The sequence below is a fragment of the Pseudomonas mangrovi genome, assembly GCF_003052585.1.
Classification (GTDB): domain Bacteria; phylum Pseudomonadota; class Gammaproteobacteria; order Pseudomonadales; family Pseudomonadaceae; genus Aquipseudomonas; species Aquipseudomonas mangrovi.
In genome coordinates this window covers 167,923-186,606 of sequence record NZ_QASN01000021.1, presented here as the reverse complement: position 1 = coordinate 186,606, position 18,684 = coordinate 167,923, and the positions used below count along the sequence as shown (strand labels likewise).

Annotated in this window: 20 protein-coding genes; 9 read left to right on the top strand and 11 right to left on the bottom strand. The window is 64.7% G+C overall.

The window, feature by feature from the left end; all coding sequences use genetic code 11:
• Positions 1-32 precede the first annotated feature (32 nt).
• The 6 genes from DBO85_RS17135 to lptM are packed head-to-tail and all read right to left on the bottom strand — an operon-like array spanning position 33 to position 4,667.
• Positions 33-788: an HAD family hydrolase gene (locus DBO85_RS17135; RefSeq protein ID WP_108108699.1), complete on the bottom strand. Its 756-nt coding sequence runs from the start codon at positions 786-788 to the stop codon at positions 33-35.
• Positions 785-1,687, bottom strand: coding sequence for a tyrosine recombinase XerC (xerC, locus tag DBO85_RS17130; protein ID WP_108108697.1), 903 nt, complete (start codon positions 1,685-1,687; stop codon positions 785-787). The genes DBO85_RS17135 and xerC overlap by 4 nt, the downstream gene beginning before the upstream one ends.
• A 58-nt stretch (positions 1,688-1,745) precedes the next feature.
• The gene (locus tag DBO85_RS17125) at positions 1,746-2,444 is read right to left on the bottom strand and encodes a DUF484 family protein (RefSeq protein ID WP_108108695.1); all 699 of its coding nucleotides are present in this window, start codon (positions 2,442-2,444) and stop codon (positions 1,746-1,748) included.
• Positions 2,441-3,271: a diaminopimelate epimerase gene (gene dapF, locus DBO85_RS17120; RefSeq protein ID WP_108108693.1), complete on the bottom strand. Its 831-nt coding sequence runs from the start codon at positions 3,269-3,271 to the stop codon at positions 2,441-2,443. The genes DBO85_RS17125 and dapF overlap by 4 nt, the downstream gene beginning before the upstream one ends.
• A 10-nt stretch (positions 3,272-3,281) precedes the next feature.
• Positions 3,282-4,529 carry a diaminopimelate decarboxylase gene (lysA, locus tag DBO85_RS17115; RefSeq protein ID WP_108108691.1) on the bottom strand — a complete coding sequence of 416 codons (1,248 nt, stop codon included), beginning with the start codon at positions 4,527-4,529 and terminating at the stop codon, positions 3,282-3,284.
• A gap of 9 nt (positions 4,530-4,538) precedes the next feature.
• Positions 4,539-4,667 (bottom strand): LPS translocon maturation chaperone LptM, encoded by a 129-nt coding sequence (gene lptM / locus DBO85_RS17110; RefSeq protein ID WP_108108689.1) that lies wholly within the window; start codon positions 4,665-4,667, stop codon positions 4,539-4,541.
• 214 nt (positions 4,668-4,881) lie between these two features.
• Here lptM and cyaY point away from each other — a divergent pair, with 214 nt between their 5' ends.
• The 3 genes from cyaY to rnk all read left to right on the top strand — a co-directional run bounded on the left by cyaY (position 4,882) and on the right by rnk (position 6,041).
• On the top strand, positions 4,882-5,214 hold the full coding sequence (gene cyaY, locus DBO85_RS17105) for an iron donor protein CyaY (protein ID WP_108108687.1): 333 nt from the start codon (positions 4,882-4,884) through the stop codon (positions 5,212-5,214).
• Positions 5,195-5,410 carry a DUF1289 domain-containing protein gene (locus DBO85_RS17100; RefSeq protein WP_233356634.1) on the top strand — a complete coding sequence of 72 codons (216 nt, stop codon included), beginning with the start codon at positions 5,195-5,197 and terminating at the stop codon, positions 5,408-5,410. The genes cyaY and DBO85_RS17100 overlap by 20 nt, the downstream gene beginning before the upstream one ends.
• Before the next feature lie 223 nt (positions 5,411-5,633).
• The gene (rnk, locus tag DBO85_RS17095; RefSeq protein WP_108108683.1) at positions 5,634-6,041 is read left to right on the top strand and encodes a nucleoside diphosphate kinase regulator; all 408 of its coding nucleotides are present in this window, start codon (positions 5,634-5,636) and stop codon (positions 6,039-6,041) included.
• A gap of 22 nt (positions 6,042-6,063) precedes the next feature.
• Here the strand turns inward: rnk and DBO85_RS17090 are convergent, their stop codons facing one another.
• From DBO85_RS17090 to DBO85_RS19325, 3 genes are all read right to left on the bottom strand, one after another.
• Positions 6,064-8,907 (bottom strand): class I adenylate cyclase, encoded by a 2,844-nt coding sequence (locus DBO85_RS17090; protein WP_108108681.1) that lies wholly within the window; start codon positions 8,905-8,907, stop codon positions 6,064-6,066.
• Positions 8,908-9,000: 93 nt separating this feature from the next.
• Entirely contained in the window at positions 9,001-9,246 is a 246-nt protein-coding gene (locus tag DBO85_RS17085; RefSeq protein WP_108108679.1) for a TIGR02647 family protein, read from the bottom strand.
• A 54-nt stretch (positions 9,247-9,300) separates the two neighbouring features.
• Positions 9,301-9,747: a hypothetical protein gene (locus tag DBO85_RS19325; RefSeq protein ID WP_177429796.1), complete on the bottom strand. Its 447-nt coding sequence runs from the start codon at positions 9,745-9,747 to the stop codon at positions 9,301-9,303.
• Between the two features lie 362 nt (positions 9,748-10,109).
• Here DBO85_RS19325 and DBO85_RS17075 point away from each other — a divergent pair, with 362 nt between their 5' ends.
• Both DBO85_RS17075 and DBO85_RS17070 read left to right on the top strand, forming a co-directional pair.
• Positions 10,110-11,543, top strand: coding sequence for an MFS transporter (locus DBO85_RS17075; protein WP_108108675.1), 1,434 nt, complete (start codon positions 10,110-10,112; stop codon positions 11,541-11,543).
• A 117-nt stretch (positions 11,544-11,660) separates the two neighbouring features.
• Positions 11,661-12,317: a glutathione S-transferase family protein gene (locus tag DBO85_RS17070; RefSeq protein WP_108108673.1), complete on the top strand. Its 657-nt coding sequence runs from the start codon at positions 11,661-11,663 to the stop codon at positions 12,315-12,317.
• A gap of 36 nt (positions 12,318-12,353) precedes the next feature.
• On the opposite strand, the gene DBO85_RS17065 is transcribed toward DBO85_RS17070, so the two are convergent.
• Positions 12,354-13,118 (bottom strand): endo alpha-1,4 polygalactosaminidase, encoded by a 765-nt coding sequence (locus DBO85_RS17065; protein ID WP_108108671.1) that lies wholly within the window; start codon positions 13,116-13,118, stop codon positions 12,354-12,356.
• Positions 13,119-13,363: 245 nt separating this feature from the next.
• Positions 13,364-14,758: an argininosuccinate lyase gene (gene argH, locus DBO85_RS17060; RefSeq protein ID WP_108108669.1), complete on the bottom strand. Its 1,395-nt coding sequence runs from the start codon at positions 14,756-14,758 to the stop codon at positions 13,364-13,366.
• A gap of 217 nt (positions 14,759-14,975) precedes the next feature.
• Between argH and DBO85_RS17055 the strand changes: the two genes are divergently transcribed.
• The 4 genes from DBO85_RS17055 to DBO85_RS17040 all read left to right on the top strand — a co-directional run bounded on the left by DBO85_RS17055 (position 14,976) and on the right by DBO85_RS17040 (position 18,676).
• The gene (locus DBO85_RS17055) at positions 14,976-16,049 is read left to right on the top strand and encodes a sensor histidine kinase (protein ID WP_108108667.1); all 1,074 of its coding nucleotides are present in this window, start codon (positions 14,976-14,978) and stop codon (positions 16,047-16,049) included.
• Positions 16,050-16,054: 5 nt separating this feature from the next.
• A complete protein-coding gene (locus DBO85_RS17050; RefSeq protein WP_108108665.1) occupies positions 16,055-16,798 on the top strand; it encodes a LytR/AlgR family response regulator transcription factor in 744 nt (247 codons plus the stop codon).
• A gap of 160 nt (positions 16,799-16,958) precedes the next feature.
• Positions 16,959-17,897 carry a hydroxymethylbilane synthase gene (gene hemC / locus DBO85_RS17045; protein WP_108108663.1) on the top strand — a complete coding sequence of 313 codons (939 nt, stop codon included), beginning with the start codon at positions 16,959-16,961 and terminating at the stop codon, positions 17,895-17,897.
• An 8-nt stretch (positions 17,898-17,905) separates the two neighbouring features.
• On the top strand, positions 17,906-18,676 hold the full coding sequence (locus tag DBO85_RS17040) for a uroporphyrinogen-III synthase (RefSeq protein WP_108109083.1): 771 nt from the start codon (positions 17,906-17,908) through the stop codon (positions 18,674-18,676).
• The last annotated feature ends 8 nt before the right edge of the window (positions 18,677-18,684 follow it).

Here is an 18,684-nt window from a genome sequence, read left to right as displayed (position 1 = left end):
CAAAGGGGCCTCAGGGCTCCTTTTTTATGGCGCTACCAGCGCTGTAGCAATCCTGGCAGCTCGCCCAGGCTGCGGATTTCGGCGCTTGGCTGGCAACGCTGCAGCAGCTTGGGGTCGGCGCCTTCCAGCCCCGAGGAAAGCATGCCAGGACGCGCGTCCGGCAGCTGCCAGGGCTTGCCCTGCGGGTTGTACCAGACCGCATGCATGCCGGCGCCGCGGGCACCGAGGATGTCATCGGCGGGATGATCGCCGACGTGCAGCGCCTGCTCGGCCGGCACGCCGGCACGCGCCAGTGCCTGCTCGAAGGGATGCGGGTCGGGCTTGCCGACGCCCAGTTCCTCGGCACAGAGGGCGAACTGGAAGTAGTCCGCCAGCCCCAGTCGGCGCACGTCGGCGTTGCCGTTGGTAAGTACGCCGAGGATGTAGCGGTTGGCGAGCTGTTCCAGGGTGGATTGCACGTCGGGGAAGAAGGACACCTGATGGCGGGCGCTGAGGAATATCTGAAATGCCGCTTCGGCAAGGTCACGCGCTTCGCCCGGCACGTAGCCAGCTTCCTGCAGTGCCAGCAGCAGAATGCGCCGACGCAGTTCGCTCATGCGATGACGCAGGCTCGGATCTTCGGCCATGACCCGCTTGCGGATCGCCCACAGGTGTTCGATGGGTACCGGGCCAAGTCGCGGCGCATGTTCGCCCAGCCAGTCGCGCAGCGCGGCTTCGGCGCCGTGCATCACCGGTGCCACGTCCCAGAGCGTGTCGTCGAGGTCGAAGGTGATCAGGCGGATGCTCATTCCTCGGTGTCCCTGCGTTTGGCACGTGGGTGCGCGCTGTCGTAGACCTTGGCCAGGTGCTGGAAATCCAGGTGGGTATAGACCTGGGTGGTGGCGATGTCGGCATGCCCGAGCAATTCCTGCACAGCGCGCAGGTCCTGGGAGGATTCGAGCATATGGCTGGCGAAGCTGTGCCTGAGCATGTGCGGGTGCAGATGCTGGCCAAGCTCGCGCACACCCGCCTGGCTGACCCGCTGCTGCACGGCGCGGGCGCCGAGCCGGCGGCCCTGGCGGCCGACGAAGAGCGCGTCATCCTGTGGACCCACGGCCGCGCGCAGCGGCAGCCAGGCCTGGATCGCCGCGACCGCCTTGCGCCCGACTGGCAGTACGCGGGCCTTGTTGCCCTTGCCGATGACCTGGACCAGGCCGCTGGCCAGATCCAGCTGGGTCAGGTTCAGGCTGACCAGCTCGGAAAGGCGCAGGCCGGAAGAATAGAACAGCTCGAGAATCGCCTGGTCGCGACGGGCGATGAAGTCTTCCTCCACGCCACCGTCGAGCAACTGCATGGCCCGGTCGGCATCCAGCGCGCGTGGCAGGCGACGCTCGCCCTTGGGCGCGCTGAGGTCACTGCTGGGGTCGCTGCTGCAGCGGCCGATGCGGTTGAGATGGGCGTAGAGGCCGCGCACTGCCGACAGCAGGCGCGCCAGGCTGCGGCTGGACTGGCCCTTGCGATGCAGCTCGGCGACCAGCTGGCGTAGTCGGCTGCTGTCGAGTTGCGCCCACTCCTCGATCTGGCAGCGTTCGCAGAACTGCAGCGCCTTGAGCAGATCGCGGCGATAGCCGTCGAGCGTGTGCAGCGAGACCTGGCGCTCGCTGCGCAAGTGTTCCAGATAGGTGTCGAGGTCGGCTGCAAGGGTCACGCGGCGAGCTCCAGGGGGTACGGCCTTGTGCTTCTGCAACTTGATGCGTGCTGCCGCCCTAGCGCACCGAGCGCAGCGGCGCGGCGAAGGTTGGCACCACGCGCGCCAGGACCTCGGCGATATAGCCGAGGAACAGGGTGCCGAGCGAACTGCGGTAGTGCTGCGGATCGGGGCTGCCGATCGCCAGGATGCCGTGCAGGCCCTTGTGGCTGAGACAGACCACGGCCGCGGAGCCGATCTGCGCCTGTTCCTCTTCGCCGAAGAGAAACGCCAGCTCATGCGGACGCAGCACGCCGCAGACCGTCTTGCCGTCTGCCAGCAAGCCGCCGATGGCCTCGTGGGCCTGGGCGCTGCTGACCGAGCGGCCGACGGCCAGCGGCGTCTCGCTGAACAGGATCAGGCTCGAGTAGGGCACCTGGAACTGGTGGCGCAGACTGTCCTCGACGGCGCTCACGACCTCCTCGAGGGTGGCGGCATCGAGCAGGTCGAGCACCAGGCGGCGGGTCTTGTCGAACAGCCGGTCGTTGTCGCGGGCCACATCCATCAGCTGCGACAAGCGATGGCGCATCTCGATGTTGCGCTCGCGCAGCAGCTTCACCTGGCGTTCCACCAGCGAGACGGTGTCGCCGCGCTGGTGTGGAATGCGCAGCTCGGGAATCAGTTCGTCATGGTCGATGAAGAACTCCGGATGGGCGCGCAGATAGGCGGCAACCATTTCGGCATCGAGCGAGGCGGGATCGTGGCGCTGGTCGGTCATAGGCGGACCTGTCCTTCGTACACGCGAGCGGCGGGGCCGGTCATCATAACCGGCTGACCCGGGCCTGCCCACTCGATGGACAACCGGCCGCCCGGCAGTTCGATCTGCACTGGCGAGTCCATCCAGCCCTGACGGATCGCCGCAACCGCGGCGGCGCAGGCACCGGTGCCGCAGGCGCGGGTCTCGCCAGCGCCGCGTTCCCAGACCCGCAGGCGTGCCTGGGAACGGTCGATGACCTGCAGAAAGCCGACATTGACCTTCTTCGGAAAACGCGGGTGCAGCTCCATCCTGGGCCCCAGCTCGTGCACCGGTGCGCTGTCGACGTTGTCGACGCGCAGCACGGCGTGCGGGTTGCCCATCGAAACAGCGGCCAGTTGCAGCATCTGGCCGTCGAGCTCTACCGAGTAGCTCGGTGCTTCCTGCTCGGCCTGGAAGGGGATCTCGGCGGGCACCAGGCGCGGGGCGCCCATGTCGACCGTGACCTGACCATCCGGGCGCAGATTGAGCTCGATGACGCCGCCCTTGGTCTCGACGCGGATGCGCTTCTTCACCGTCAGCCGCTTGTCGACCACGAAACGGGCGAAGCAGCGCGCACCGTTGCCGCACTGCTCGACCTCGGAACCGTCTGAATTGAAGATGCGGTAGCGAAAGTCGACGTCCGGCGTGCTCGGCGCTTCGACCAGCAGCAACTGGTCGAAGCCGACGCCGGTGTGTCGATCAGCCCAGGCGCGCACGTGCTTGGGCTGGATGTGCGCATGTTGGCTGATCAGATCGAGGACCATGAAGTCATTGCCGATACCGTGCATCTTGGTGAAGCGCAATAGCATGATCGCGCCCTCACGTCGGCAGCAGGCTTTCGCCAGCGTAGAGTTCTTCGATGCTTTCGCGGCGGCGCACCAGGTGGGCCTGTTCGCCGTCGACCATGACCTCGGCAGCACGGCCGCGGGTGTTGTAGTTGGAACTCATGACGAAGCCGTAGGCGCCGGCCGATCGCACGGCCAGCAGATCGCCCTCGGCCAGCGCCAGCTCGCGCCCCTTGGCGAGGAAATCGCCGGTCTCGCAGATCGGGCCGACGATGTCATAGCTGCGCGGGGCAGCATCACGCGGCTGCACCGGCACCACATCCATCCAGGCCTGGTACAGCGCCGGGCGGATCAGGTCGTTCATCGCCGCATCGACGATGGCGAAGTCCTTGTGCTCGGTGTGCTTGAGGTACTCGACGCGGGTCAGCAGCACGCCGGCGTTGGCGACGATGGAACGACCCGGCTCGAACACCAGTGCCAGGTCGCGGCCACGGATGCGCTCGCGCACGGCGGCGATGTAGTCGCCGGCCAGCGGCGGTTGTTCGTCGCGGTACTGCACGCCGAGACCGCCACCCAGATCCAGATGGCGGATGCGGATGCCGCGTTCGGCCAGCTCGTCGATCAGTGCGAGCAGACGGTCGAGGGCGTCGAGGAAGGGCGGCAGGGTGGTCAGCTGCGAGCCGATATGGCAATCGACGCCGGCCACTTCCAGGTTGGCCAGTTCGGCGGCGCGGGCATAGACCGCCGGTGCGTCGCTGATGGCGATGCCGAACTTGTTTTCCTTGAGGCCGGTGGAAATGTACGGGTGGGTGCCGGCGTCGACATCCGGGTTGACTCGCAGCGACACCGGCGCAATGACGCCCAGCTCGGCGGCGACTTGCTGCAGCCGTTCCAGCTCGTCGGTGGACTCGACGTTGAAACAGTGCACACCGACCTGCAGCGCGCGGCGCATGTCGTCACGAGTCTTGCCGACGCCGGAGAAGACGATCTTCTCAGGCATGCCGCCAGCAGCCAGGACACGCTCAAGCTCACCACGCGAGACGATATCGAAGCCTGCGCCCAGACGCGCCAGTACATTCAGCACGCCCAGGTTGGAGTTGGCCTTTACCGCGAAGCAGACCAGATGCGGCATACCGTTCAGGGCATCGGCATAGGCACGGTACTGCGCCTCGATATGGGCACGCGAATAGACATAGGTGGGGGTGCCGAAGCGCTCGGCGATCGCGGACAACGCCGCACCTTCCGCGAACAGTTGACCTGCGCGGTACTCGAAGGCGTTCATGCAGCCTCCTTAGTGCGCGTGCTGTTCGGCGGCGGGTTTGTCGGCGTCCGGCAGGTACAGCGGGCCCTTCTGGCCACAGGCGGAAACCAGCGAAGTCATGGCGACGAGCGCGAGGAGCGTGGGAAGCAGGCGCTTCATGGGAAATCCTTTGCGAAAAGCGATGATTGCGCTGGAGTATACCGACGCCTCCGGTCCTTGCCTATGCGCAGAAGGCCCGCCGGACGGGGCTTTGCCGCCCCTTTCGAGCGCCTGTCGCACTGTTCGTCGGCTGGCGCAGCCGACGTTGCAGGTTATGCTTGGCGACCGGGGCGCCGCCGCAAACCCGCAACCATGCCCCGCCGAGGAAGATTCGATGAGTTTGAGCGAAGCGCGTTTCCATGATCTGGTCGATCTGGTCCAGCAGAAGGTCGAGGACGTGTTCGACGACAGCGGCCTGGATGTCGACCTGGAAAACAGCGCCGGCGTGCTGACGGTGCGCTTCGAGAATGGCAGCCAACTGATCCTCAGTCGCCAGGAGCCGATTCGCCAACTGTGGCTGGCAGCCCGCTCCGGCGGCTTCCATTTCGACTATGACGCTGACAGCGATGTCTGGCTGTGTGACAGCAGCGAGGAGCGCCTGGGCGAGATGCTCACGCGGATCACTCTTGAGCAGGGGGGCGAAGCCCTTGAGTTCGAAGACGTCTGACGCGTCGCTGGATGAGCTGCCATCGTCACCCTGTCGCCGTGAATGCTGCCTGAACGATCAGGACGTCTGCCTTGGCTGCGGCCGCAGCCTGGGTGAGATCCTCGAGTGGGGCAAGGCCGACGCCGCCAGGCGCCGGGCGATCTGCCAGGACGCCCAGGCGCGCCTGGATCTGCGCCGCGCTGCGCCGGGGGGCTGACTTGCTTATTCGCTGCGCTGTGTTAGGGTCGGTCTTCATTACCCAGATCAAAGTGGCCACTGTCTTCCGGTTGCGCCACTGTTTGCCGGAATCCGCGCTCGCGACCTGAAGTCGCATTGTCGGGCGCCCGATTCCTCGTAATCCAACTAGCCAATGCGTCGCCCGCAGCCCGTTGCGAGCGCGGGCACAACTACATTCCGCTCCCGGGAGGGAACTTGCTGTCATGACCACTCAGCCGCCAATCATCATCACTCGCACCGACCTGCAGCGGCTGGAAGCCATGCTCGAGCGTCTCGAGACCTTCAGCGCTACCGCTGAGGCGCTGGAGCAGGAGCTGACGCGCGCGCAGGTAGTGGCGCTGAGCGAGATTCCCGCCGGGGTGGTGACCATGAATTCGCGGGTGCACTGCCGCGAGGAAGCCAGCGGCAAGGACTACCACCTGACCCTGGTGTTTCCCGAGGAGGCTGGGGGTGACGGAACCGTCTCGGTGCTGGCGCCGGTCGGCTGCGCGCTGCTCGGTCTGAGCGTTGGCCAGCACATCGACTGGCCGGCACCAGGTGGCAAGACTCTCAAGCTGACCCTGCTGGCTGTCGAGTACCAGCCGGAAGCTGCGGGCGCCTACCAGCGCTGATCCAGGTTCGCGGTGGTCTGGTTCAAGCCTTCTGTAGGGCGATATTCAGTGCTTCTTCCAGTTCGGCCTTGTAGCGCAGGAAGTGGATGGTCTGCACCGGGCCTTCGCCGAGCATCGCCGACAGATCGAGGTCGGTGATGTAGCACGGATAGCGCTCTGCTTCGCGGCGCTGCGCGAGTATGTGTCCGGCCACCGCGGCGAAGAGATCGCCACCGAATTCCAGTTCGGAAAACTCGCGCTGATTGCAGTACAGGGTCACGTGCCGGCGACGCTGTTCGCCTGGTTCGATGATCGCCTGCACGTTGTAGAACGGCAGGGTGATCTCGCTGCGCGGCTCGCTGCGCCGCTCCACCGCCTGGGCTCGCGGGCTGGCAGGCGGGACCAGCTCGTAGTAGAGGATCTCCGGCGACTCGCGCACCGGGCTTTCGCCGAGGCTCAGTTGGGTGGTGCGACGGTACAGCACCGACTGCAGGAAGCGCTGCAGCGGCGTGATCAGTGTGGATTCGTCGCGATACGGCAGGCGCTGGCGCCACAACGAGTTGTGCTCATCGAGCACGGTCAGTTCGGCCTCGTCACCGAACAGCCGGTAGAACACCTGAATGCAGTCCGGGCGGCCGAGCGGAAGAATCAGCAGCAGGTCTTCTCCTTCCAGTGTGTTGCGATCGATGGTCACCGGACTGTAGCTCGCCTGCTCCTGGCCCAGGCTGCGTAGCAGCGCCGGCAGATCGGAGAGTGCGCGATGGCGAACCTGGCCCGGGGTCAGGTCGAGCAGATGGTATTGCTGGGCGATCTGCAGCAGATACCGCTGGGGAATGTCGCTGGCGAAAGCGGCCAGCAGATCGCGCAGCAACTCCTCCACGCGCGCGCTGATCGCCGGTGCGCGGTTGCGGCAGAAGCAGCGCACCAGCACATTTGGCTTCGGCCCTTCGCCCAGGCCATTGAGCAGGTCACTCAGGCAATCGAGCAGTGCGTGCGGCCCTTCGTAGCGACTGACCAGCATCTCGTGCCAGCTGTTCAGGCTGACCTGGTCCAGGGTTACCACCAGGTTTTCGCGAACCCCGGAGTAGCCCAGCGAGTCGGTGCGGCCGGTGGTCATGTGGATGTTCATCTGGCTGTGCTGGCGCAGCGGATCGAGGCCGACGTTGATCAGCAGCAGAATGTCTTTCGGCGTCGCCGGTTGCAGAAAGGCGTCTTCGCTGACTGGCGGCAGTGGCAACGGAGCAACCTGCTGCAGGCTGCCGAGCAGGTTGAACAGTTCGAACTCCGACAGATCGCTGTTGCCCGGATGCAGGGACAGGCGCGTACTGCTGTCGATCACGCCGTTGAGGTGGCACCAAGCAAGCAGCTCGACCAGCTCGCGGGAGCGCTTGAGCGGCGCGAAGTCCGGCCATTCCTGATGGGTCAGGGTGCCGGGAAACAGCGCCCACTGGACTTCCTCGCCATCCGGCGCCGGTGCCTGGACCAGCGTCAGTGTGTCCTCGGCGAGGTCGGGAGCGATGCCGGGGTTGATGAATTCGACCTTGCCGGCCTTGCGTTCGAATGCTGCATACAGACGACGGCCGAGTACGCCGAGATCGCGACTGTTGAGTGAGCTGGCGGCCTGCTGCAGGCGGGCGAACTGGGACAGGAAGCGGTAGCTGTAGGTCAGTTCGTTGACCAGTGCGCGGCGTTCGCTGCCGACCTGGCGGACTTTCCACTGGCTGCGGCTGTCGAGCATCGTCAACTGACGCTGGTCCCACTGCCATTCGCCGGTCAGGCGTTCCAGCAAACGACGTTGCCAGCTCTTGCGGCCGTTGCGTGGCGGACTGCTGATCTTCTTGTTGGCTTTCAGATAGAGGCAGCGGCGAACCAGTTCGAGTCGCTCGAGTTCGCCGCGGGATGCCAGGTGTTCCTCCAGTCGGCGATAGACCACGACGTAGGGGTCCAGCTCGTCGAGGTCGAGGCGGTTGGCGTAGACCGCCTGCTTGTAGCGCAGCGACAGACACTGCACGGCCGGGTGTTCGCTGGCGTAGACCTCGGTCAGCAGCAGCTTGAGCACTGACTTGTAGGGCGACTCGATGCCCTTGTACAGCTGCCACATGCCTGCGCCGATGAACTCGCCCGGTGGAATCCGCGCCAGATGGCCAAGGTCGAGCACCTCCTCGGCGCGCAGGAAGCGCTTAGACAGCAGGGTGTGCACGTATTCGCGGTAGCGACCTTCCTCGTAGACCGGCACCAGCCACCAGAGCGGCGTGCGTCCGCCGAGCCAGATGGCGGTGCGGTAGAACTCGTCGAGCAGCAGGTAGTGCTGGGTGGTGCCGCAGTCGTCGGAGGTCAGGTGCGCCTCCCGGTCGCCCTGGGTGAAGCGCGCGGGATCGACCAGAAAGAAGTGCGCCTCGGCGCCCTGGGTTGCGGCCCATGCTTCGAGTAGGTGGCATTTGCGCTGTAGCTCGGCGACCCGCTCGACCGGAAGATCTGGCGCGTGGCAGACCCAGACGTCCATGTCGCTCTTTTCCGCCTGGGCGAGGGTGCCGAGGCTGCCCATCAGGAAGAGTCCGTGGATCGGCTGGCTGACCTTGCCGCGGGTCGGCTTGTAGAGGAACGAGCGCGTCAGGCGCTGGGCTTCGGCCAGCACATCGTCGGCAGGTTCGTAACCAGAGAGACCTGCCGGTGTGAGGCCAGAGACGTAGCCGGGAAGCAGGGGATGGTTGACGTGGAACAGCAGCGGCAGCAGCTTGAGAACCAGCTGCTGGCGAGTGGAGAGCGCCTCCATTGCGCGCTCCAGACGCCCCGAGTTGATCCGCAGGAAGCGCGCGCGCAGCTGCGCGAGAACCTTGCGGTCGATGCCTTCATCGATATCGGGGCGAATTTCCTGGTTGCGCGTCATTGAGCGGCTCGTCTGGTCGGGGACGCGAGATTGTCAGCCCGGACATCGGCAGAGGCAGTCCGGGCTTTAACCGGCAATGCGCCGGGGCGGCGATCAGGCGGGGCTGCGTGCGCCGAGAATCGTCAGCAGCGCCTGGGCGTGCTCGGCCGCATCGCGACCCAGGCTGGTCAGGTAGCCACCGTCAGTCTGGTTGGTCAGCCCTTTGCGATGCAGGCGATCGATCGCCGCCTGATGGCGGGGGGTGGCGTCGTGGTGAACCTTCAGTCCTTCCAGATGATTGTCGAGATTGAACAGCGCGAGCAGTTCGAGTTCGGCGACCAGTTCGTCGGAATAGGGCATGGCGTTTCCTCTGCGGTGGATGGGGGTTCAGGCAGTGTAGCCGTGGTGTTCCGCTCAGCCTTGATCTGGATCGTCTGGCAGTTCGGGAAGTGCGCGTAGCGCCTGCTCGTAATGCTGCAGATCGAAGGCAGTGTCCTGTTCGAGCATCTGGCGGATCTCGGCGGCGAGCACCTGAGCCATCATCTGCAATATGTCTTCACGTTCGTAGCCGACCAGGCTCAGCTTGTTCAGCGTCGCCTGGACTGCGGCCGGCTCGCCTGCGGCAAGCTGGTTTTCTATTGCGCCCAGCAGGGTCTGTTCGGCGAAGCCTTCTTCATTGTCGTCGCTGTCCACGGTCATGGCCGTCCTCTGCGGTGAAGGGGGATTTTCCTGATCCAGGCGGCACAGCGTGCAGTCGCCCGAGTGTGCAAGATTGCTCTCGACATAGCGTACCCGCCGGCTGGCGGCCTGGCGATCAGCGCTGACTCGAAAGTGCGGGCGGTCGGATCGGTTCGTGCTCATGGCTGATCCTGCAGGAAGACTGGGACGTTTCTCTTGGGGCCGACGCGGCTCGGGTGCGCGAGGGTGAAGGCCAAGATAGCGCGGACTGTCGCGAACGCATGGCGAGATCTGCGCAGGGGCATCGTGGCGGATGCGGTGTCGGTATTCATGGGGCTTATTCTTGCAGGCATGAATGCCCATTCCGCACGGTTTTCCGCCAGCGCTACTGCAGTTTGCCAATTGCTGTTACAGAACGGCAGTGGAGTGCTTTGCGCGGCCGGTTATACATAGCGAAGCCGGGCAGCGATGGCCCGGTCCTGAAGAGACAACAATGACAACAGGCAGGCCGCACCAGGCCATGCCAGATCTCCGCGGGGTAGGGCATGCAAGAGTCCGGCGTTCTCAAGCGATCCACCATTCTGATTCACGGCTCCATCGGCATGCCGCTGGCGGTCATCGGCTACCCGCTGGCGATCTATCTGCCGCCTTTCTACACCCAGGAGCTGGGCGTCAACATTGCCCTGGTCGGCCTGGTGCTGCTGCTGGCGCGAATCACCGATGTGGTCACCGACCCGTTGATCGGCACCTTGAGCGATCGCTGGCGCACCCGCTTTGGCCGGCGCAAGCCGTGGATCTTCGCTGGCATGCCGCTGATGCTGCTCGGCACCTTGCAGATATTCATGCCACCCGAGGGCGCAGGGTTCCTTCACTTGCTGCTATGGAGCATGGTGATGTACCTGGGGCTGACCATGGTGACACTGCCCTATTCGGCCTGGGGCGCGGAGCTTTCCACTGTCTACCACCAGCGCAGCCGGGTCACCGCCTCGCGCGAAGGTTACATCCTGCTCGGACTGTTTCTTGCTGCGCTGGCGCCGGCCGTGGTGCAGGGACTGGGCAAACGCTATCAGGAGGGACATACCGACGGTGCAATCATGCCGGCAGCAGTCTGGCTGCTGGGTACGGATGGTCAGCTGGGCACCGGCAATGGTCCGATTCTCGCCGGCATGGCATGGCTGCTGGTGCTGTTGTTGCCGCTCACCGTGCTGCTGGTGCTGGGCGTGGTCAAGGAGCCGCCAGCACGGCCCGCCGTACGCCGGGATTGGCGCCAGGGTCTGGGGCTGCTGCTGAAGAACGGGCCGTTCAAGCGGATGATGCTGATTCTGCTGATCGTCATCACCGGTGAGGCGTTTCGCAATGCGCTGTCGGTGTTCTTCATGCAGCATGTGCTGCAGATCCAGCCCTACATCGGCCTGATGTACCTGATCTACTTCGGCATCGGCATTCTCGGTATTCCGTTCTGGTTGCTGGCGGGCAAGCGCTTTGGCAAGCACCGCGCCTTCTGTGCGGCGGTATTGGTCTCCAGCGTAAGCATCATCGGCATGTTCTTCCTCGAGGCGGGTCAGCTGGTTCCGTTCGCGCTCATGTTCGCGCTGAAGGGCTTTTGCTTCGCCGCATTCCAGTTCCTGCCGCTGTCGATGCTGGCGGACATCGTCGATCTGGATACGGCGCGCAGCCGGCAGCATCGCGCCGGGCTGTTCTTCGCCATGTCTGGCGCGGCGCACAAGATGGCCATGGCCCTGGGCATCGGCATTTCCCTCGGGTTGCTGTCGCTGGTCGGCTTCGATCCCAAGGTGGTCAACGATGCCGACCATCTGTTGGCGCTGCGCTGCCTGTACATTCTCGGTCCCGTCTGCCTGTACATGGCGGCCTTCTTCATCGCCTGGAAGTACCCGCTTACCGCGGAGCGCCAGGCGCGTATCCGGGGCTGGCTGGATCGGCGCGACATGCGTCAGGAGGTGGCGGCCAACCAGCCGTGAAGGGACCCGCGCGGCGCGCTCGCCGTGCGGGTATTCATTTGCCTGATAGCGCTGGGCGTTTCGGCGTCCGCCAGCTATAACCGATAGCTCCTATCCACCGACGGCTACAGGTGTCGCATGCTCAAGCTCTACGGATTTGCGGTCAGCAACTACTTCAACATGGTGCGTCTGGCGCTGCTGGAAAAGGAGCTGCCCTTCGAGATCGTCAACGTGCTCGGTCGTCAGGACGAGTCGTTCAAGTCGCTCAGTCCACGCGGCAAGGTGCCGTGTCTGGTTACCGAACAGGGCTCGATGAGTGAGACCTCGGTGATCCTTGAGTACATCGAGGAAACCCAGGGCGGTCGTCCGCTGCTGCCGGCAGATCCGTTCCAGCGCGCTCAGGTGCGGGCGCTGATGCGCGAGATCGAGCTGTACATCGAGCTGCCGGCGCGCGCGTGCTATCCGGAGGTGTTCTTCGGCGGCAAGGTTGATCCCGCAATCAGGCAGAAAGCCCGCGACGAGCTGTTTGCCGGTATCGATGCGCTCAAGCGTCACGGCCGTTTTGCGCCCTACGTTGCCGGTGACCAGTTCAGCCTGGCGGATCTGTATTTCCTCTACAGCGTGGATCTGGCGGTAGTGGTCGCGGCGAAAGCGTTCGATACCGACGTGCTGGCGGATTGGCCGCAGGCGCGCGCGTTGTTCGAGCTGCTCAAGGCCAACCCGCACGTGCAGAAGATCGAGGAAGACAAGCAGCAGGAGATGGCCGCCTTCCTGGCCAAGGTCCGCGGCAAATAGGACGTTGGGGCCGGCGCAAGGCCGGCCCCGAGTGGCTCAGAGACAAGGCTTGCCGACGCTGTTGAGGTCGCGCTTGAAGAATTGCAGTTGGTAACCGGCAGTGGCTGCCTTGGCGCACATGTTGCTGTTGTAGGAGCGGTACTCTGCAATGAAGACGGCTTTGCCCTGCTGGCGGAATGCTCGATAGGCAGCGCATTCCTTGTAGGCATAGCAGCTCTCATTGAGAGCGAAGTCGAAGTCATCCACCAATTGCGGCACCAGCTCCACGGCGTTCTTCAGCGCGATCGCCAGGTCCCGATAGTGAGCTTGTCGACTGAGCCAGCGGTTGTAGTCCACCTGGTCTGCCTCGGTCAGTCGCAGCCCGTTGGAATTGCTGTAGCCGTCGACGTTGTCCGGTTCCACCGCATCGCAGCCCTTCTGTGCGGCGAGGAGAATGCGTCTGGCCATCAGCGTGCGAACCTCGGGGTGGCGAATATCTACCCAGCGTTCGCCTGGCCAGCCGTCCAGCTGTGCGCCCAGCGCTTCCTTGGGGAACTGCGCCGCATCCGGACGCCAGTCTTCCCAGCTCCCGGCGCTGAAGTAGCACACCACAATGCGTCCCCGGCTCTTGAGGGTGGCGATGGTGCTGGCGGGGGTGTCGAACAGATCGATGTCGTAGACCAGGCGATCCGGCGTCTGCAGCTTGCCGCTGAGCTGCCAGTGCCAGCTGGCCTGGCTGGGGATGACGATGGGGGTTGCGTGGACGCAGGCGCTGAGGGCGATGACGCCGACGCTTGCGAAAAGCCGGTGCAGGATTTTCATGACTTCCTCCAGTGCTGAAATGAGTCGCTTGGAGCATGGACTCGCGTGCAGGAGAAAGTTTTGGACCTTTCGGCGGGCGCCCACCAGAGGCAAGTGTCGCCGGACAGAGGGATCTGTCGATGCGTTGGCAAATTGGCGCTGGTTTTCAGGCGTATCGTGACCGGCGTCGCTGTTGCGGATGTGTCGGGAGGGACGGTTCGGCTGCATGGGTGGATTGGGCGCAGCGCAGGCTGCGCCCAATACGCTCAGCGGGTGGCGAGCAGGGAATGACCGCGGGCGACCGCGGCGCGCACCTGGTTCGGTGCCGTACCGCCGATATGGTCGCGAGCGTTGACCGAGCCTTCCAGGGTCAGTACGGCGAAGACGTCATCGCTGATCTGATCGCTGAACTGGCGCAGCTCGTCCAGGCTCATCTCGGCCAGGTCCTTGCCGGTCTGCACGCCGTGCTTCACTGCATGGCCGACGATCTCGTGGCAGTCGCGGAACGGCAGGCCCTTGCGCACCAGGTAGTCGGCGAGATCCGTGGCGGTGGAGAAGCCGCGCCGCGCCGCTTCGCGCATGATCTCGCGCTTCGGCTTGATCGCCGGAACCATGTCGGCGAAGGCGCGCAGGCTGTCACGCAGGGTGTCGGCCGCGTCGAACAGCGGTTCCTTGTCTTCCTGATTGTCCTTGTTGTACGCCAGCGGCTGGCCCTTCATCAGGGTCAGCAGACCGGTCAGTGCACCGAAGACCCGGCCGGTCTTGCCGCGGACCAGTTCCGGCACGTCGGGGTTCTTCTTCTGCGGCATGATCGAGGAGCCGGTGCAGAAGCGATCCGGCAGGTCGATGAACTGGAACTGCGCGCTGGTCCAGAGCACCAGCTCTTCGGAAAAGCGCGACAGGTGCATCATCGCAAGAGAGGCGGCGGCACAGAACTCGATGGCGAAGTCGCGATCGGAAACGCCGTCCAGCGAGTTGCCGCCTACCTGGTCGAAACCCAACAGCTCGGCAGTGATCTCCCGGGCGATCGGGTAGGTGGTGCCGGCCAGAGCAGCACTGCCCAGCGGCATGCGATTGACCCGTTTGCGGCAGTCGACCAGGCGTTCATGGTCGCGGCTGAGCATCTCGAACCAGGCCAGCAGATGGTGGCCGAAGGTTACCGGCTGGGCGGTCTGCAGATGGGTGAAGCCGGGCATGATGGTGTCGGCTTCGGCCTCCGCCAGGCCGAGCAGGCCCTGCTGCAGGCGGGTGATTTCGGCAAGGATCAGGTCGATCTCGTCGCGCAGCCACAGGCGGATGTCGGTGGCCACCTGATCGTTGCGCGAGCGGCCGGTGTGCAGTTTCTTGCCGGTGACGCCGATGCGGTCGGTCAGGCGCGCTTCGATGTTCATGTGCACGTCTTCCAGGTCGACACGCCAGTCGAACTGGCCCGCCTCGATTTCCGCCTGGATCTGTTTCAGGCCGGCCTCGATCGCATCGCGCTCGTCCGCCGTCAGTACGCCGACCTTGGCCAGCATGGTCGCGTGGGCGATCGAGCCCATGATGTCGTGGCGATACAGACGCTTGTCGAACTCGACGGAGGCGGTGAAACGGGCGACGAAGGCGTCGACCGGCTCGCTGAAGCGGCCGCCCCAGGACTGATTGGTTTTTTCGCTGCTCATGATTCGCTCGGCTATGGCGCAGGGCCTGCCGGCCTTGGGCCGGCGGGGCGGTGGAAAAAGTGCGGCGATGATAGCAGGCTCGCTGACGACGTTGGGCTGCAGTTGGACTGAGCGCTGGTCGTGGTTTTCACAACTAAAAGCGCCGCTCGTGGCGCTGGGCTACCCTTAGGGTCTCGCGCCACTTGCCGGACGAACGGTACTGGGAAAGACTGCCTGGATGACTAGACACCCCCCCGATGCCGATCGCCGCAGAACGCCTGGCGATGATTTCTTTCTCCCCGAACTCTGCCTGCCCGAGGCCCTGCTGGGGATGATCCTGCTAGCCGAGCTGCTGGTGCTGGTGCTGGTACTGGCAGAGCCGATGCATCCGCTGTTCAACTGGGAGCGTCTGGCCTTCACCTCGCTGTTCGTGCAGTGGATCGTGCTGCTCTCCGCCGCGATGCTCTGCCGGTTGCGGCCCTGGCTGATGCGTCTGCGTGCGGCGCTGGCGGGGTTGCTCGCCTGCGCGCTGGTGGTGGCGCTTACACTGCTGTGTACCCTGGCAGCGGACTACTTTCAGCTCAGCTCGGGCGATGCGGCGGGCGAGGGGCTATCGCGTTACCTGCGGCATGCGTTGATCGCGACGATCATGTCCGCGTTGCTGCTGCGCTACTTCTATCTGCAGGGTCAGTGGCGACGCCAGGAAAAGGCCGAGCTGCAGGCGCGTATCGAGTCGCTGCAGGCGCGCATCCGCCCACATTTCCTGTTCAACAGCCTGAACAGCATCGCCAGCCTGGTGGTCAGCGACCCCCACAAGGCGGAGCAGGCAGTGCTGGATCTGTCCGATCTGTTCCGCGCCAGTCTGGCGCGTCCCGGCACTCTGGTTTCGTGGCGTGAGGAACTTGAGCTGGGCCGGCGTTATCTCTCCATAGAGCAATACAGATTGGCGGAGCGGCTCAGTCTGGAGTGGCAGGTCGACGGTGTACCGGACGATCTGCCGATTCCGCAGCTGACCCTGCAGCCACTGCTCGAAAATGCCCTGATCTACGGCATCCAGCCGCGTATCGAAGGTGGGGTGGTACGTGTCGAAGCGCAGTATCGCGACGGGATCTTTCAGCTGTGTGTAAGCAATCCCTGTGTGGAGGCCAGCGAGCAACCCGCGTCCCGCGGAACTCGGCAGGGCCTGCAGAACATCGATGCGCGATTGACGGCACTTTTCGGTCCCCGCGCGAGTCTCAGCGTGGATCGCCGTGACGGCCGCCATTTCACCTGTCTACGCTATCCTTGTGCGAGACTCACGCAGGAAGCCTGAGCTATATGAATGTTCTGATCGTTGATGATGAACCCCTGGCCCGAGACCGGCTCGGCCGTTTGGTCGGTGAGCTGGACGGGTACCGGGTGCTGGAGCCTTCTGCCGGTAATGGCGAAGAAGCCCTGCACCTGATCGACAACCTCAAACCGGATATCGTCCTGCTGGATATCCGTATGCCCGGCCTCGATGGTCTTCAGGTGGCAGCCCGCCTTTGCGAGCGCGACGCTCCGCCGGCTGTAGTCTTCTGTACCGCCCACGACGAGTTCGCCCTGCAGGCCTTCCAGGTCAGCGCGGTGGGCTATCTGGTCAAACCGGTGCGCTCGGAGAATCTGGCCGAAGCGCTGCGCAAGGCGGAGCGCCCCAATCGCGTCCAGCTTGCCGCGCTGACCAAGCCCTCGGCCCAGGAAGGCGCACCGCGCAGTCATATCAGCGCACGCACCCGCAAGGGTATCGAGCTGATCCCGCTGGAGCAGGTGATCTACTTCATCGCCGACCACAAGTACGTGACCATGCGCCATGAAGGTGGCGAGGTGCTGCTGGACGAGCCGCTGAAGGCACTGGAAGACGAGTTCGGTGATCGCCTGGTGCGCATCCATCGCAACTCGCTGGTGGTGCGCGACCGCATCGAGCGTCTGCAGCGCACGTCCCTGGGGCACTTCCAGATCCATCTCAAGGGCATGGGCGGCGAGGCACTGACGGTGAGTCGCAGGCATGTCGCCGGCGTGCGCAAGCTGATGCAGCAGCTGTAACCCTGTCCTGCAGCACTATCCCGGTCGAGACTGCAGTACGACCGGCGGGTTAGCCGACCAGAGCGCCTCCTTTACCCCTCGATTCCTTGACTCCAGCCAGTCCGGCACGCGCATGCAGCCTGCTATCATCGCCGGCAGTCATTGTTCTGGAAGTGCCCCCATGCCCCGCGAAATTCGTATCGCTACCCGCAAAAGCGCCCTGGCCCTGTGGCAGGCCGAGTTCGTCAAGGCCCGTCTCGAGCAGGTCCATCCCGGCCTTGTGGTCAGCCTGGTGCCGATGGTCAGTCGTGGTGACAAGCTGCTCGACGCACCGCTGGCAAAAATCGGTGGCAAGGGGCTTTTCGTCAAGGAACTGGAAACCGCGCTGCTGGAGAACGAAGCGGACATCGCGGTGCATTCGATGAAGGATGTGCCCATGGATTTTCCCGAAGGTCTGGGCCTGTACTGCATCTGCGAGCGGGAAGATCCGCGTGATGCCTTTGTTTCCAATCGCTTCGCCAGTCTGGCCGAACTGCCTGCTGGCAGCGTCGTGGGCACCTCCAGCCTGCGCCGCCAGGCGCAGCTGCTGGCGCGTCGGCCGGACCTGAAAATCCACTTCCTGCGCGGCAACGTCAACACTCGTCTGGCCAAGCTCGATGCCGGCGAATATGACGCCATCATCCTCGCTGCCGCCGGCCTGATCCGGCTTGGATTCGAGGCGCGGATCAGCTCGTTGATCAGCGTCGAGGACAGTCTGCCGGCGGGCGGACAGGGCGCCGTAGGTATCGAATGTCGTAGCGCCGATAGCGATCTGCATGCGCTACTCGCGCCGCTGGCCGATGCCGACACAGCCGTTCGGGTGACTGCCGAGCGTGCGCTGAACAAACATCTGAATGGCGGTTGCCAGGTACCGATCGCCTGTTATGCGGAGCTCGTCGACGGCCAGCTGTGGTTGCGTGGACTGGTCGGTCAGCCGGATGGCGGTTTGCTGCTGCGGGCCGAAGCCAGTGCGCCGCAGGCGCAGGCGCAAGCGCTTGGCGTGCAGGTCGCTGAGGCATTGCTGGCTCAGGGTGCCGCGGAAATCCTGCGCGCGGTATACGGCGAGAATCCTCCGGCGTGACACCGAGCCTGGCTGGCTGGCGCCTGTTGCTGACTCGGCCGCAGGAAGACTGCGTGTTGCTGGCGCAAACGCTTGCCGCGCAGGGCGTGTTCAGCAGCTGCATGCCGTTGCTGGAGATAGCAGCACTGGAGGAAGACGCAACCCAGCGTGCGCTCATCCTCGATCTGGATCGTTATCAGGCGGTGATCGTGGTCAGCAAGCCGGCTGCGCGCCTGGGTCTGGCGCTGCTCAATCGCTACTGGCCGCAGCCGCCTGCGCTGCGCTGGTTCACCGTGGGTGCAGCCAGCGCGGCGATCCTGCAGGAATGCGGTCTTGACGTGCTGCATCCGCAGAGCGGCGATGACAGCGAGGCGTTGCTGCGACTGCCGGCGCTGCAGACGGCGCTGGCCCGGCTGCCGGCGCGGGTGCTGATCATGCGCGGCGATGAGGGTCGGGAAATGCTTGCCGAGCGTCTGCGGACGATGGGTGTGACGGTCGACTACCTGCCGTTGTATCGGCGATGTCTGCCGCAATACCCCACGGGAGAACTGCTTCGACGCGTGTCGGGCGAACGCCTGAACGGGCTGGTGGTCAGCAGTGGGCAGGGTTTCGAGCACCTGCGGACGCTGGCAGGCGCTGCCTGGTCCGAGCTGGCTCGACTACCCTTGTTCGTTCCCAGCCCACGCGTCGCTGGTCTGGCCCAGGACGCAGGTGCTCTGAATATTGTCGACTGCCGTGGTGCCAGCGCCGCGGCCTTGCTGGCGGCGCTGCGGGACTCGCCCGCGCCCGCTGTTCACTGATGCGAAGG